The organism is Bacillus kexueae (assembly GCF_022809095.1).
Classification (GTDB): Bacteria; Bacillota; Bacilli; order Bacillales; family Aeribacillaceae; genus Bacillus_BZ; species Bacillus_BZ kexueae.
Window position 1 is genome coordinate 301003 of the sequence record NZ_JALAZE010000001.1, and the last position, 15556, is coordinate 316558.

General features: G+C 38.5%; 17 protein-coding genes and 1 pseudogene. 3 read left to right on the forward strand and 15 right to left on the reverse strand.

What is annotated here, in order from left to right; translation table 11 throughout:
* Window positions 1-88: 88 nt before the first annotated feature.
* The 9 genes and pseudogenes from ML543_RS01650 to ML543_RS01690 form a co-directional block, all read right to left on the reverse strand.
* The gene (locus ML543_RS01650; RefSeq protein ID WP_243385404.1) at window positions 89-1000 is read right to left on the reverse strand and encodes a ketopantoate reductase family protein; all 912 of its coding nucleotides are present in this window, start codon (window positions 998-1000) and stop codon (window positions 89-91) included.
* Window positions 1001-1054: 54 nt separating this feature from the next.
* The gene (splB, locus tag ML543_RS01655) at window positions 1055-2083 is read right to left on the reverse strand and encodes a spore photoproduct lyase (protein ID WP_243385405.1); all 1029 of its coding nucleotides are present in this window, start codon (window positions 2081-2083) and stop codon (window positions 1055-1057) included.
* A gap of 514 nt (window positions 2084-2597) precedes the next feature.
* Window positions 2598-4312 (reverse strand): annotated as a pseudogene (ptsP, locus tag ML543_RS01660) (phosphoenolpyruvate--protein phosphotransferase).
* Entirely contained in the window at window positions 4312-4578 is a 267-nt protein-coding gene (locus ML543_RS01665; RefSeq protein WP_243385406.1) for a phosphocarrier protein HPr, read from the reverse strand. Before ML543_RS01665 ends, ptsP begins: the two are co-directional and overlap by 1 nt.
* A 123-nt stretch (window positions 4579-4701) precedes the next feature.
* Complete coding sequence (gene ptsG, locus ML543_RS01670; protein ID WP_341482337.1) at window positions 4702-6720, reverse strand: glucose-specific PTS transporter subunit IIBC; 2019 nt, start codon at window positions 6718-6720, stop codon at window positions 4702-4704.
* A 173-nt stretch (window positions 6721-6893) separates the two neighbouring features.
* Entirely contained in the window at window positions 6894-7736 is an 843-nt protein-coding gene (gene glcT, locus ML543_RS01675; RefSeq protein WP_243385408.1) for a glucose PTS transporter transcription antiterminator GlcT, read from the reverse strand.
* A gap of 483 nt (window positions 7737-8219) precedes the next feature.
* Window positions 8220-9263: an oxidoreductase gene (locus tag ML543_RS01680; RefSeq protein WP_243385409.1), complete on the reverse strand. Its 1044-nt coding sequence runs from the start codon at window positions 9261-9263 to the stop codon at window positions 8220-8222.
* A gap of 573 nt (window positions 9264-9836) precedes the next feature.
* Window positions 9837-10103 carry a hypothetical protein gene (locus ML543_RS01685; RefSeq protein ID WP_243385410.1) on the reverse strand — a complete coding sequence of 89 codons (267 nt, stop codon included), beginning with the start codon at window positions 10101-10103 and terminating at the stop codon, window positions 9837-9839.
* A gap of 82 nt (window positions 10104-10185) precedes the next feature.
* Window positions 10186-10398, reverse strand: coding sequence for a hypothetical protein (locus tag ML543_RS01690; protein WP_243385411.1), 213 nt, complete (start codon window positions 10396-10398; stop codon window positions 10186-10188).
* An 87-nt stretch (window positions 10399-10485) separates the two neighbouring features.
* Here ML543_RS01690 and ML543_RS01695 point away from each other — a divergent pair, with 87 nt between their 5' ends.
* Entirely contained in the window at window positions 10486-10686 is a 201-nt protein-coding gene (locus ML543_RS01695; protein WP_243385412.1) for a WYL domain-containing protein, read from the forward strand.
* Here ML543_RS01695 and ML543_RS01700 read toward each other — a convergent pair.
* A complete protein-coding gene (locus ML543_RS01700; protein ID WP_243385413.1) occupies window positions 10683-11654 on the reverse strand; it encodes a LacI family DNA-binding transcriptional regulator in 972 nt (323 codons plus the stop codon). The genes ML543_RS01695 and ML543_RS01700 overlap by 4 nt on opposite strands.
* A 107-nt stretch (window positions 11655-11761) precedes the next feature.
* Here ML543_RS01700 and ML543_RS01705 point away from each other — a divergent pair, with 107 nt between their 5' ends.
* On the forward strand, window positions 11762-11920 hold the full coding sequence (locus ML543_RS01705) for a hypothetical protein (protein WP_243385414.1): 159 nt from the start codon (window positions 11762-11764) through the stop codon (window positions 11918-11920).
* Between the two features lie 229 nt (window positions 11921-12149).
* Here the strand turns inward: ML543_RS01705 and ML543_RS01710 are convergent, their stop codons facing one another.
* From ML543_RS01710 to ML543_RS01720, 3 genes are all read right to left on the reverse strand, one after another.
* On the reverse strand, window positions 12150-12287 hold the full coding sequence (locus tag ML543_RS01710) for a YvrJ family protein (protein WP_243385415.1): 138 nt from the start codon (window positions 12285-12287) through the stop codon (window positions 12150-12152).
* 70 nt (window positions 12288-12357) lie between these two features.
* A complete protein-coding gene (locus ML543_RS01715; RefSeq protein WP_243385416.1) occupies window positions 12358-12576 on the reverse strand; it encodes a DUF2922 domain-containing protein in 219 nt (72 codons plus the stop codon).
* Window positions 12577-12599: 23 nt separating this feature from the next.
* Window positions 12600-12818 (reverse strand): DUF1659 domain-containing protein, encoded by a 219-nt coding sequence (locus ML543_RS01720; protein ID WP_243385417.1) that lies wholly within the window; start codon window positions 12816-12818, stop codon window positions 12600-12602.
* Window positions 12819-12993: 175 nt separating this feature from the next.
* On the opposite strand from ML543_RS01720, the gene ML543_RS01725 reads away from it, so the two are divergent.
* Window positions 12994-13554: a YqaA family protein gene (locus ML543_RS01725; protein WP_243385915.1), complete on the forward strand. Its 561-nt coding sequence runs from the start codon at window positions 12994-12996 to the stop codon at window positions 13552-13554.
* Between the two features lie 241 nt (window positions 13555-13795).
* Here the strand turns inward: ML543_RS01725 and pfkA are convergent, their stop codons facing one another.
* Both pfkA and ML543_RS01735 read right to left on the reverse strand, forming a co-directional pair.
* Window positions 13796-14755: a 6-phosphofructokinase gene (gene pfkA, locus ML543_RS01730; RefSeq protein WP_243385418.1), complete on the reverse strand. Its 960-nt coding sequence runs from the start codon at window positions 14753-14755 to the stop codon at window positions 13796-13798.
* 241 nt (window positions 14756-14996) lie between these two features.
* Window positions 14997-15425 (reverse strand): GNAT family N-acetyltransferase, encoded by a 429-nt coding sequence (locus tag ML543_RS01735; RefSeq protein ID WP_243385419.1) that lies wholly within the window; start codon window positions 15423-15425, stop codon window positions 14997-14999.
* Window positions 15426-15556: the final 131 nt, after the last annotated feature.

Sequence of the window (15556 nt, forward strand, 5' to 3'; positions counted from 1 at the left end):
AATGACACCCCTTTTTCTGTATTTCTAGTTGGTTTATAAAAAAAACAATAGAAATGAAGCATTTCTATTGTTTATATCGGCACATTTATTATTTTTTTTCGTATAATTTTAAATTTGTGTAAATAATTTTTAAAATCGGGGCGTGAAGATCATGTTTTTCGGACAGTTTTAATAAGTAGCCTTGCAAATGGTCTGCTTCGATGAACGATTGCTTTTCCATGTCTCGTTGCATCGAGGATTTCATGGTAGGTTCGATTTTGTTCAGTGTCGCCAAATGTTTAGAGACAATTTGTTCATCAATCGGCGCTCCTTCTTTTTTCATGATTGCTTCACATTCAAATAGTAAATCTTCAACGAGTTCAAGCCCAAATGCCGTTTCTCGAATTGGACCAATTGGTGATTGGAACAACGATGTAACTCCAGAAAACGTAGTAATAAACAAATATTTATGCCACATGTCACGTAAGATGTGAGTGCTTTCATTTATTTCCGCTTTCGTTCCAGATAAAGCTTTTGAGATTTTTTCAATTCGAGCTGTTTTCTCTCCCGACAGCTCCCCAAATTTCAAGTGATGGTCTTTCGATGTTTGAACGATGACCCCTTCATGATTTAATGTAGTTTCAATAAAGCAGAGTCCACCAATGATTTTTTCTTCCCCAAAAGTTTGACGCAAATCCTCTAAATGACGAATTCCATTTAATAAAGGAAGAATGGTTGTATTCTTTCCGACAAAGGGCTTAATATCTTCCATCGCTTCATTTAAATGATAAGATTTCGTGCTGAACAAAATAAGATCAAACGTTTCACTCTGTGAATCCTTCGTGATTAATTTTGGTGTACAAGAAAAGGAGCCGTGAATACTTTCGATGTGTAGTCCATGTCTTTCCAATTGTTCGTATCGTTTCGGCCGAACAAGGAATGTTACGTCTTCTCCCTTTTCTAATAAGCGGCCACCAAAATAACCGCCAACACCTCCAGCTCCCACAACTAAAATCTTCATATTATCCCCCTTCTTTCTACTTTTTCTTTAGTATAAGAAATAAAGGAGGAAAAATCATGTAAAATACTCAATTTTTGCTTGAGGAAAATAGTTTTCGATATACCTGTGTAAAATTTCTTTTAACTGCTCTTCTTCATCTTTTTCATAAATGTACTTACCAATGCCGTAACGTCCCCATTTATATCGACGTTTTTCCTCGTCCATTTCAAGCTTCGTTTTCGGGTAATTTTTTTCAATCACTCGTTTCGCAGGTTTCGTAAATCGATGCTGAATTAATTCAAATGTCAAATCATTTAACGCTTCCGCTGGAAGAGCTGCTGAAAGTTTTTGAAACATTTCCAAATACCCTTCTTCCCACCCTTCATGAATATAAATTGGCGCGATGATGAAACCGAGTGGATATCCAGCCTTCGCTACTTTAGCTGCCGCTTCTAAACGTTGATCAAGAGAGGATGTCCCATGTTCAAAATGTTTAATGACGTATGGAGCATTCACACTGAATCGAAAGCGAGTTTTTTTGTTATGCTTTGCATCTAATAAATGGTCGACATAATGAAATTTCGTCACGAACCTTAAGCGGCCATATTCGGATTGTCCGATAAATTCGATGGTCTTTTTCAAAGAGTGTGTTAAATGGTCTATTCCTACAATATCGGATGTACAGGCAGCTTCAAACCGTGTAATGTCTGGAGCTCGCTCTTCCATGTATTTGTTGGCTTGTTCAAAAATATCCTCTAAGTTCACATAGGTTCGGATATATGGTTTTGATCCAAGCGTCGTCTGTAAGTAACAGTAATGACAATGTCCCATACATCCAGTCGCTAACGGAATCGCATATTCTGCTGAAGGCTTTGATGTATCAAATTTTAAAGTTTTTCGCACACCGATGACGAGTGTTGACTTTGCATTTCTATATTTCTGAAGCTCATTCTCGCCAGGTATATTTCTCACTTGATTGTGAGAAGTTGTTTGTCGGATTTCAACTCCAAGCTTCTCAAATTTTTGCACAAGTTCTTTTCCGAGAGGGTATTCTAATGCCCGAGGTTCATAATAAACGAGTTGTGGCATAAACGGTTTATTCACTAATACTCACATCCTTTTTCCATACTCTTTTCTAATATGGGCTTTAACGAGGATGTTCTTGCGAGAAAAATGTTTCCTTATTGAGATGACATTTAAGGCTTTCCACAATGTCATTCTTTCTTCGTGAATTAAATGGGGATAAGAACCTCGAAACCGTATGTATAAATGAGCTGTTTTCTAGAGACTGTATTCGTATACAATGACATGAGAGTGGGAACAGCACGAGCCGAAAATCTTGCAGACGAGTTTGCGAGATGAGGAGGTGATAAATTTAATGAACTTCTACTAAAAGGGGTCACGTCCTGTGCAAGTTCGGAAAGCGTCCGTCTTTCGCTTTAACCTGTTCGAAATCAGCCAATAAGAAAAACGCAAAGCGCAAGTCCTTAGGCGAAAGGCGCTTGGAGCTAGACACCAAAAAACTGTAAAGGAATCCTTTAACACTTTATTGAACTTAAACTTTTTGTAACAATAAAAAAACAGCAAATGGAATACATCCATTTGCTGTTTTTTATCCTTATACGTTAAATGTCTTTTTAACGAATTCAACAACTTCTTCTGTTGTGCTCATCGCTAAAACTTGTTCTTTGAAGCTTGCTGCTTCTTCTTTTGATAATTGCTTGATTTGAGAACGAGCAGGTAGAATGCTTGTTGCACTCATCGAGAACTCGTCTAATCCAAGTCCTAATAGTAGTGGAATAGCAATTGGGTCTCCTGCCATTTCTCCACACATACCCACCCATTTTCCTTCTTTATGTGCTGCTTCAATTACGAGTGTGATGAGACGTAAAATCGCAGGGTTGTATGGTTGGTAAAGGTAAGAAACGCGTTCGTTCATACGATCGGCTGCCATCGTGTATTGAATTAAGTCGTTCGTACCGATACTGAAGAAATCAACTTCCTTCGCAAATTGATCCGCTAAAACGGCTGTAGATGGAATCTCAACCATGATTCCTACTTCAATTTCGTCACTCACTTGAACGCCTTCTTGAACGAGCTTTTCTTTTTCTTCCATTAAAATTGCTTTTGCTTGTCTAAACTCAGCAAGTGTCGCAATCATTGGGAACATAATTTTTAAATTTCCGTATGTACTAGCGCGAAGAAGTGCGCGAAGTTGTGTACGGAACATGTCTTGCATTTCTAGGCATAAGCGAATTGCACGGAATCCTAAGAATGGGTTCATTTCTTTCGGAAGGTCTAAATAAGGTAATTCCTTATCTCCACCGATGTCTAACGTTCGAACGACAACCGGCTTACCTTCCATTTTTTCAAGTACCGTTTTATAAGCATCGAATTGCTCATCTTCTGTTGGAAGCTCTGTACGACCCATGTATAAGAACTCTGTACGGTAAAGGCCAACGCCTTCTCCACCGTTCTCAAGTACACCTTTAACGTCATCTGGTGTACCGATGTTCGCCACTAGCTCAACGTGATGACCATCTTTAGAAACCGTTGGTTCGTTCTTTAGTTTAGCCCATTCTGCTTTTTGCTTTTCGAATTGTTCTTTTTTCGCTTTAAATTCTGCAATGACTTCTTCAGATGGGTCAACGATTACTTGTCCATCTAAACCGTCAACGATAACAAAGACGCCGTTTTCGATTTTTCCATCGCTTGTTTTGTACCAACAACTGCTGGAATTTCCATTGAACGAGCCATAATTGCAGAGTGAGATGTACGACCACCGATATCCGTCGTGAACGCTTGAACGTAGTCACGATTTAATTGAGCTGTATCAGACGGTGTTAAATCTTCTGCAATAATAATAACTTCTTCAGAAATTAAGCTAGGGTTTGGAATTTCAACCCCTAGTAAGTGACCGATTACGCGTTTCGTTACGTCACGAATGTCACTTGCGCGCTCTCGCATATATTCATTGTCCATTGCTTCAAACATGGAAATAAACATATCAGCTGTTTCACGCATCGCAAATTCCGCGTTTACAGAATCCGTTTTAATTTTATCTGTTACAGGGTTTAATAATTCAGGATCACTTAAAACTAATAAGTGCGCTTCAAAAATAGCCGCCTTATCTTCCCCAAGTTTCACTTTTGCATGATCACGAATTTTTTCAAGCTCACTTTTCGCACGTCCAATCGCTTCTTCAAAGCGAGCTACCTCTGCACTAGCATCTGTAACTTCTTTTTTCTGAACGGTTAAATCCGGCTCTTCTAAACGGTATGCTTTTGCCATCGCAATACCGGAAGAAGCTCCAATCCCTTCAAGATGTAACATTATTCGCCTAACCCTTCTTTTTTGATTGTATCTTCAATTGCTTGAATCGCATCATTCTCATCAGAACCTGCAGCTGTTACTTTAATTTCTGCGTCTTTACCAATCCCTAAAGACATAACACCCATGATAGATTTTAAGTTAACAGTTTTACCGTTGTATTCTAAGTTAATATCTGCATCGAATTTGCTAGCTGTTTGAACTAACATTGTTGCAGGACGAGCATGAATCCCTGTATCTGCTGTAATTTTAAATGTCTTTTCTGCCATTTTCATCAAACTCCTTTAGTAAATTTTTCTTTAGTATATTAACAGCCTAAAAAGTTTTTTACAAGGGCTGTTTCTTAATTTTTTCAAAAATGGGGGATTTTATATCCCCCATTTTTAGCCTGCTTAAAGTTTAATGATATTACTTTGACCAGCTGTAATATTGCCTTTTTCTACGATTGTAACCGCTTCACCCTCATTAAGGTTCGTAAATACAATCGGCGTGATAGTGGATGTAGCATTTTTAGCAATGTAGTCTAAATCTACTTCAACAAGCTTATCGCCTTTTTTCACTTCTTGTCCCTCTGAAACAAGGACGTTGAACCCTTCCCCTTTCAGATTCACTGTGTCAATTCCGATATGAATTAAAATTTCATGTCCGCTTGTCGATTGAATACCGATTGCGTGCTTTGTCGGGAATACGTTTACGATTTTACCGTCCACAGGCGAAACAACTGTTGAATCAGTTGGCTTAATCGCAATTCCGTCTCCCATCATTTTTTGTGAAAATACTTGGTCTGGAACATCTGTAATGGATAAGATTTCACCAGTAAGTGGTGCAACGAAATCCAAGTTTCCTTCAACTGAAGCTGCCACTTCTTCGTTTTTCTCCACTTTACGTGGTGTCTTTCCTGCCATAATGTCTTGAATTTGTGTCTTTAAGTTATCGGATTTTGGTCCGAAAATAGCCTGAATATTATTTCCAACTTCTAGCACACCTGATGCACCAAGTTGTTTTAAACGATCTTTGTCCACATTCGCTTGCTCATGAACAGATACGCGTAAACGTGTAATACAAGCGTCAAGATGAGCAATGTTCTCACGTCCACCTAACGCTTCTAAAATGTTGAACGGTAAGTCTGAAACTTCTCCTGCCTCTGTTTCGTTTGAAACAGATTCATCTTCACGACCAGGAGTTTTTAAGTTAAACTTGCGAATCGCAAAGCGGAATCCGAAATAGTAAATAACTGCAAATGCTAAACCGACTGGGATTACAAGCCACCAATCTGTTTTATTTTGGATGACACCAAATAGTAGATAATCGATAACTCCGCCTGAGAAAGTCATACCGATTTTAACGTTAAGGATGTGCATAATCATGAACGAGAATCCAGCGAAAATCGTATGAATCGCGAATAACACTGGCGCAACGAATAAGAAACTAAACTCGATTGGCTCTGTAATACCTGTTAAGAAAGATGTTAAGGCTGCAGAACCCATAATACCTGCAACAACTTTTTTGTTCTCCGGTTTTGCTTCATGGTAAATCGCTAACGCCGCTGCTGGTAAACCGAACATCATGAATGGGAACTTACCTGTCATGAATGTTCCAGCTGTCAATTCAGCTCCATCTTTTAATTGTTCGAAGAAAATGCGTTGGTCTCCACGAACAATTTCCCCCGCTTGATTCACGTAAGAACCGAATTCAAACCAGAATGGAGAGTAGAAAATATGGTGTAAACCGAATGGAATTAACGCACGTTCAATTACACCGAATACAAATGCTGCTAATGTTTTATTTGTTTCAAGCATACCTTCAGAGAAGGCATTTAATCCACCTTGAATTGGCGGCCAAACAAAATACATCACGGCACCAAGAACAAGCGCTGATGCTGCTGTTATAATCGGTACGAAACGCTTACCAGCAAAAAATCCTAAGTATTGTGGCAATTCAATGTTATAATATTTGTTGTACATGTAAGCTGCTAATATCCCGATGATAATACCTCCAAATACACCCGTTTGAAGCGTCGGGATTCCTAGCACTTCTGCAAAGGCTGGGTCAGCACTAACATCTTCCGGCAGCTGGCCTAGTCCTTTTAAAATTTCACTCATTGTGACGTTCATAACTAAGAATCCGATAATGGCTGCAATTCCTGCTACACCATCACCATTTGCAAGTCCAATCGCTACCCCAACCGCAAATAGTAATGCAAGGTTTGCGAAAATAATTCCACCTGCTTGCTCCATGATTGAAGCGATAAATTGTACCCACTCATTTCCTAATGCAGGCACTTTGTTTAGTAATGTGTCTTGTTGTAAGGCATTCCCCACACCAAGTAAGATTCCGGCTGCTGGTAAAATCGCTACTGGAAGCATTAGCGCTTTACCGACTTTTTGCAGCACGCCAAACGACTTTTTAATCATTGTTTCTCCTCCTTTTTTCTATGCAACTACGTACCCGAAACCGTTTGCAAGCAAAACAAAAAGGCATGGTGAAACAAGAGGGATAAAAATAGACATAATTGTCCTATTCTTATCGCGTCATCTTGTTCACTCATGCCTGATCGAATCAGTAACACGTAAACTTGTATAAATTATAACGCTTTCTTTTTTAACCGATATAAGTGCATTGTTAAATAAACAGCTTCTGCATCGTAAACAGGTTTCTTTAACGTCTGTTGCATAACTTTTATCATCTTCCAAGCAGTATTGTAGCACACAGGATATTCATTTTTCAACAGTAAAGTTATTTTTTCTGGTTCCTCGACTGCTTCCCCTTTTAAAACACGTTCAATCGTATGCTGCAAGTGACGAACGAGGCGCATATAATTAACGCTTTCTTTGTCGATTTTAATTTTCATCGTGTCTTCGATGATATTCATGAGGCGACTGATGAGTTGAGAAAAACGATTGACTTCCGATAAGGAGCGGTTCGTTAACGCACTATGAATATGGAGTGCGATGAAACCAATCTCTCCTTCTGGGAGCGTTACATCCAAACGTTCATTTATTAAATCAACTACTTCTTTTGCAATATCGTATTCTTTTGGATAAAGCGTTTTCGTCTCCACTAAAAACGGATTATTAATGCCCATTCCTTGCTTAATTCGTTTAATGGCGAATGTAATGTGGTCTGTGAGAGAAATATGAATGTGCTCATGGAGCGGTATTCCAACTTTTTTCGTGATGAAGTCAATTACTTCACTGACAACCGCAATCATATCTTCTTCAATAAACGGTAAAAGCATTTTATATTGTTCTTGTTCTTTTTCATTTTTTAACACGAACATTTTTTCAATGGTATTATCGGTAATGGTTTCACCTTTTTTCTTTCCAAAACCAATCCCTTTCCCGATAAGTACGACTTCTTGAAATGACTCGTGTTCCGCAATTAATACGTTATTATTTAAAACTTTTTTTATTGTAAAGGACTCCATGTTGAAATCCCATCTCCTTTTTCTTGAATCTCTATAATACTACAAAATTTTCAATGGAACGGTCAATGATTAATGTCGTATTTTGTAGAAAAAAATCAAAAACTCCCTCTATGCGAGGAAATATGTGGATCTGGTTTCAGAAGCTCTTTTCTAAAGGATGTTTCGAATAGATTATAGCATTTCCAGTCGATTTTAAAATAAATTCTGAATATTCACCACAGATACTTACCTTCCGTTGGGAGAACTCCTCAGTACGGAGCCTGTAGTGTCTCGCCACTCCCTTTCATTTTGCTGAACAATGTATTTTATACGCACGAAAAGCAACAATTCTTTAGAAATGAGCGGTTCTAAGTCTTTGTAATTCTACCATGTCATTGCAAAATGTGGAGTAGTACCTTCCTGGCATTTAATAACAACCATTCGGTTAAAATAAAAGCGGGTGAAGACAAACGAAAGGTCGCTCTTCACCCGCTTCCCTATTGATTAAAATTCAATAACTTTTTTCATTCGATGACTTTCATATGCTGCCTCAATGATTTGAATCGTTCGTGCTCCTTGCTCTGCTGTTACATACGGCGCTCTTTCCTCAATGATTGCTTCATATATATCTTGATAGTAATTCATATATGTGGACGGTTCGGACTCAACTTTCCCTACGAAGTGTAGGCCGGCAATCGTTGAATTTAACGTCCCCCACATTTCCTCTGACTCTTTTCCATACGCCGCATCTGTCGGCTTTCCACCTGCACGTAAATACGCTTCTTGTGGATCCATGCCATATTTCACAAACGAGCCGTTCGTCCCGTGAATTTGATACCTCGGCCCTTGTTCACGAACTAACATACTAGCTTTTAATGTAACCGTTTTTGTCTCATAATACATTTTCAAATCAAAGGCATCGTCAATTTGGCTACCGGGACGTTGTTTTGACAAAGTTGCATACACAGAATTCGGCATTCCGAATAATGTCAGCGCCTGGTCAATTAAGTGGCTTCCTAAATCATATAAAATACCTGATCCTGGTCTTTCTTCTTCCTTCCAAGTACCTTCGCGAACGAAATTACGAAAACGATCAAAATGTGCTTCATATTCGACTACTTCGCCAACTATCCCTTCTTCTATCACTTTTTTTATGGTTTGAAAGTCAATGTCAAAGCGACGATTTTGATAAACACTCACAAGTACTCCGTGTTTGTTCGCCATTTCAGCTAACTCACGTGCTTGATCCGCCGTTTCCGTAAACGGTTTTTCCACAACGACATGCTTCTTTTTTTCAATTGCATGTTTAATCATCGGATAGTGATATTCATTTGGCGTCGTAATGACGACTAATTCAATTGAATCGTCATTTAACAGTTCTTCGTAAGAACGGACAACTTCGACATATGGGTAATCCTTTTGTGATAACGTTTGCCGTCTCTCTACTACTTTTTTTAATTCAAAATGTGGGTGCGCATGAAGAAATGGTGCATGAAAAACTTGTCCTGATAAGCCGTAGCCTACTAACCCAACCTGTATCTTTTTCAACTGAAACTTCCCCCTATGTATGTACTTTCCATTTCCATCATGATATCACGGAACGTAAATTTTGGTAACTGATTTGTTTCAATTGATCCTTCATCCTAATTTCACCACATTTAATAAGAAAAGCACAAAGCGCAAGTCCTTAGGCGAAGGGCGCTTTAGGACCTGCGAGGAGGCTTCCGTCGCCACAGGAGGGCCGAAGGGAACCGAGCTGATGGCGCTTGGAGCTAGACACCAAAAAACTGTAAAGAGAATACTTTAACACTTTATTGAACTTAAATTTTCTGTAACAACGAAAAAAAGAGCTACCCAATCATCGGCAGCCCTCTCCATAACTTTGTAAAAATATTGTAAATTGCAATGAATGAATGATTATTTTTTACGTAACCGATTAAACTATACTTCTGAAGATGTAAAGGAGGTGTTTATGTTGAGTAAGAAGAATCGCTCTAACGAGGAACAAATGCGTCAACCAAAAGCAGATGCAGAATACGCCCAAGAAACGGATGCGAATAAAAAACAACCGAAACGAAATTAACCTTACATAAAAAGACGGCATTTGTCGTCTTTTTTTCGTTACGAAATAGCTTCGTCTTTATCGCCAATTCCTGTATAGACTGCATTGTGCGCAATCTTCATTTTGGCAAGGGTTCCTTTAAGTAATTCTTCTTTGTCACACATCTCATCTGATTCTAAAATGGAAAAATCGAATACCACTTGCGAAAGTAGCTCAATGGCACGCTTCAGTAAAAGCGGATGTGTTTCGTAATGGTCTTGTACAATCATTTGCATGACTTCCTCCGACAATAAGCGAATCTCTTTAATTCGATTGACTTCCGTCATCCGTCTCCCCCCCTTTGTTATCACCTTATGCGATAAATCAATTCGTTATTATATACCTTTCGCTACGAAAGCGGTAATCCCTTTATCGAAGCTTGTCGATTGATGAATAGTTTTGCTCCCACTTCCCTCTATGAATCGCGTCTTCTACACTCTCGATAAATGCGTGTAATGACTTCGGTAACTTTCCTGCCTCATATTCATCCATAGTAAAACGAATGATTTGGGCAGTGTGAAAGCTCATGACTTGGACCATTCGATGGCCGTTTTCTTTTTTCGTATACATAATTTCATACATTTATTCATCACCAACTTGAATACAAGAACATATGTTTGTATATAATAGTAATCGATGAGCACTCACTTGTAAAGGATGGGATCAACCATGTGTTTACTCCAAAAAAGCTGTACGGAAAATCGGCCACTAACCGTTATTTACGAAGCAAAAGACGGAACCTTTTCAAAGCGTACCATTCTCGTTCAATCGATAAAAGATCATCATATTTATGCTTATTGTTATCAAAAACGAAGTATTCGCACGTTTCGAAAAGAGTCGATATTAGCTATGGCGTTTTTGAATCATTAGACCGAATGGCGCTCATACAATCGAATGGGGATGTGATCATGAATGACGTTGTTATGTTCCATTTTTTCGATAAAAAGTGAAAAGGCGCGCTTCCCCATCGTTACTTTTGGAACCTCTATCGTCGTTAAGTTTAAGCTCTCTGAAATCGGGTCGTTATCGAAACTTATAAGCGCTACATCTTTAGGAACGTGTATACCATTTTGAGCACATTGAATGGCAAAACTCGCTGCCACTTGGTCATTCGTTATTACCCACGCGGTAGGCTTTTGTACCATTTGAGTGTACGTATTAAAAATTCTCACCCCGTCTTCAAAGTGATAACATTGATCTAAAATCCAATGTTCTTGAATAGAAGTGTTCCAGCTCGTTAACTTATCACGATAAACACCTTCTCGAATTTGACTATTCGTTCCATATCGCCGTCCGAGACAAATGCCTATTTTCCGATGCCCCTTTTCATACAAATAATCCATCGCCATTTCAAAAGCCTTTCGGTGATCGACAGACACAGATGAAATTCCTTTATGTTTTACGTCCTCACATAAAACGATTGGCCCGTATGGTTCAAACTCCTCCATTACATCGATCGATAAATGACGAGATAAATAAATAACACCATCTAAAATCTTTTCCTGCAAATGGTGAAGGGCAATCATTTCTTTTTCAACAACGTAATTCGTTTGATAAATCACAATTTGGTACGAGTGCATTAACGCTTCCTCTGAAATCGCTTTTAATAGCTGACTATAATAAGGATGGTCTACCATCGGAAGTACAATACCTACCCGATTCGTTTTCCCCTTCGCTAAATGTACCGCATTTTTATTAGGAATATAGTTCAACTGCTCCATCGCCTCTAACACGGCTTTTCTTTTTTCTTCTTTCACATATGGATGGTGGTTAATGACACGCGAAACCGTGGAAACCGACACGTTCGCTCTTTTCGCAATTTCTCTAATATTCGCCATGAAACTCCTCCTCTGATTTTCATGATGATTTTTCTAAAAAACTCTTGCTCTGAAACGCATTTCATACTTTATTGTTTCCTTAACGAAACGATAAAGGAGAGAAAGTTATGATAGGTGTTATTTTTTTATGTATGTTGTGTGCCATTATTCTAGCTGGCTCATATGTAACCATTCAAGCTAGAAAGGAAGAAATAAAATGTGAAAGCTTCCAAAAAATTGATGACTTCTTCATTGAAGGTCCTGAAAACAATCACTCGAGGAATTAGCTGCATGTGAACATGGAGCTAAACATCAGATGACAATAGGTTCATTGTTATTTTATAGAATATTCATTTTGATACGACCTTTCGTTCCGCAAAAGGAGAACGGGAGACTTTTCATATATAATTATTCCAAAATAAAGGTCGATCTCACACTCTATTATCTTACAATTATCGCCATAAAAATAGGGGAACGATATGCTTTAATTAATTTTCATTCGTTCCCCTCATTTCGCTATTGTTTTAATTGATTTGGGAGCATTTGAATCGAATGATTTACATCGTCTAGCTTTCGTTCGATTCGATGGAGTAAATAAAGCGTAACCACTATCGGAAATCCAACTTCACTTATGAATGGCAACCATTCTTGCAAATGCGACTCCCCCTTTCTACTATTTATTGAAATAAAGAACCAGCCCTTCAATTGAAGGACCGGTCTTCTTTTAGGCAATGGTCATTTCTGTTACTTGGCGATCAATGATGCGAGCACCTTTCTTGCTTACAAACTTACCGCCGTTTGATATGAACACATCAGAAGAAATGATGACGTCCATTGCTTGAGAAACTTCTTCTGATGTAAGCGTGCTTTTTGGTTCATCAATGGAAAGACGAACCGTTTTTCCTTCTTCATTTAAAAATTGCAGCTCTAACGTCTTAGCCATTTAATTCCCTCCCCTTCTATTCGTTAATTCATAATTTGTGAAGAATCGTTACGTTCCACAGTTACGAGCGGCTTTTCTTGTAAACCAGCAATTGCTTGAGCAGCCTGTAATAATTGATCAGGTGTTGCCGCAATGTTTACGTTGTTGAAGTTTTTATTTTTGTAAACCGGCTTACCCTCTTCATTTACCCCATCGTCAAGAACGAGACGAAGTTGCGTTTCTATTAATTGCGTTGTTGCCATGTCCATCACCTCCTTTCACTATACATATAGCTCGATGACTCACAAAAAGGACCGCATAATTGTAAAAAAAATTAAAGTTTAATAGTTTTATCCAATGATGATTGACGAGAATAGGCGTGATTGGTATGATTCAAAGGGAATCTTATAATATCGGAGGCTATTGAAATTGGAGCAGATGATTCACGACATTATTGAATTTTTACATGCATGGGGCGTTTTAGGGCTCATTATTGTCGCCTTTACCGAGTCTTCTTTCTTCATCGTACCCCCTGATGCTTTACTCATTCCGATGAGTGTTTTAGAACCGTCAAAGGCTTTACTACTAGCTTTTTATACAACAATTGCTTCGGTTTTAGGTGGAGTACTTGGGTATTATTTAGGAAGAGGTATTGGAAGGCCTTTATTAAATAAATTCGCTTCACAAGAAATCATCGAGAAGGCGGAAAATTTATATACGAAATACGGCATGGGCGCGATTATTATCGCTGGCTTCACACCGATTCCATATAAGGTTTTTACAGTCTTAAGCGGTGTTGTCAAAATGAATTTAGTCCAGTTTATTATCGGTTCTTTCATTGGTAGAGGAGCGCGTTTCTTTCTCGTTGCGACCGTCGTTATGTTGTTTGGGGATGAAGCAATCGACATTATTCAACAGTACGGTTCTATTTTCACATTGATCATTGGCGTCGTATTTGTTGTCATTTTCGTTATTATAAAAAAGCGTAAAGCCGCTTAATCAGTGGCTCATTTAAATTCAAATAAAAAGAAAAGCGCAAGTCCTTAGGCGAAGAGCGCTGTAGAACCTGCGAGGAGGCTTGCGTCGCCACAGCAGGGCCGAAGCGACCAGAGCTGATGGCGCTTGAAGCTAGACACCAAAAAACTGTAAAGAGAATACTTTAACACTTTATTGAACTTAAACTTTCTGTAACAAAAATGAAAGGGTACTCGATTTGAGTACCCTTTTTTAGCAATCTTGATTAGATTGATAGTTGTTTAGACAATGTATAAAGATCCATTGTCGGCTCGCTTTTTTCTTTTAAAATCTCAATGATGTCATGGTCTACTAGTTCGCCATTTACAATACCGACACAACGTCCGCCTTTTCCTTCTAGCAATAACTCGACAGCCTTTGCTCCGAATCTAGAAGCTAGTACACGGTCAAATCCAGTAGGCGAGCCACCACGTTGAATATGACCAAGAACAGATACACGTGTTTCAAGACCGAACTTTTCTTTTAAGTCTCTCGCTAAATCGTCCGCTTTCCCAACACCTTCAGCTAAAACAATAATTGAGTGTTTTTTACCACGTTGTACACCGTTCTGTAATCGATTCCATACATCTTCTAATGAGTCCGTTTTTTCTGGAATTAACACCGTCTCCGCTCCTCCAGCTACTCCTGCCCAAAGAGCAATATCACCTGCATGTCTACCCATTACCTCAATAATGAATGTACGATCATGACTAGTTGCTGTATCACGAATTTGGTCAATAGCGCGTACAACAGTGTTTAACGCTGTATCAAACCCAATGGTGTAGTCTGTTCCTGGAATATCATTATCAATCGTACCTGGTAATCCGATACAAGGGAATCCTTTTTCAGTTAGTTTAACCGCACCTTGGTACGATCCATCTCCACCAATTACGACTAACCCTTCAATTCCATGTTTTTTTAGTTGCTCGATTCCTTTTAATTGCCCTTCTTCTGTTTTGAATTCTAAGCATCGGGCAGAATGTAAAATGGTCCCTCCACGATGAATAATATCGCCGACAGAACCTAGATCAAGCTTTTTAATATTCCCGTTTATCAAACCGCTATATCCTTGATAAACACCATATACTTCAAGACCGTGGTAGATCGCTTTTCGAACAACCGCACGAACGGCTGCGTTCATACCAGGTGCATCTCCACCTGAAGTTAATACTGCAATTCGTTTCACGAAATTCACCTCTTCTAACCTACAAAACCTTTAGTCTTTTGACAAACCAATTTTATATGAAAGACTATCGATTGGAAAGGAAAAAAAGCAAATTTCCTGAAAAGAATTTAGGAAAGCGCATACATCACATCATAAAGTTTCCTATTTTGTAAATTTATGAAAATTACTATTGATGAAGGGGCTTGATGAGGGATTTCTTTGCTTGTACATGTGAAAATGGGGAGCTTCTTTAAGCTCCCCATTATGAAGCGTGAATGCTTTTCACATAAAATAATTCGCGTTCTTCTTCATTCACATGATCTAAATATCCAGATTGTTGAAAGTTCAGCTGTTGCACAAGTGATTTCATGGCATCATTCTTTTCATTGGTTGAAACGATAAGCTTCGGTGAGATACATTGTTTTTCCACTTCGTTCATGAGCGCCTTAGCAATTCCTTTGCGACGATACGACTCTTCTACGAAAAGAAGCTTAACAAACCAGTTTTCAAAGAAGGAGCGCGAGAAGACAATATATCCAACAATCTTCTCATGATCTAAAGCGACAAAACAATTTCCTTTTTGAATCGCCTTATATAAACTATCTTTATGGACTTTTTCTTTTTTGACCCATTCATTTAATACAGAAATCTCATGTAGTTGTTGTAAGTCTGCTAGTTTGATTTCAATCATTTCCCTTACCTCGAAAGCGTTTTATTTTTACGTTAACAAAGTGTTCTAGATTCCAAGTATCATAAAGTAAACTGAATTCTATTATAGTAAAAAATTTAAAATTGTAAATACTTGTCTAAAAATTTTGTGAA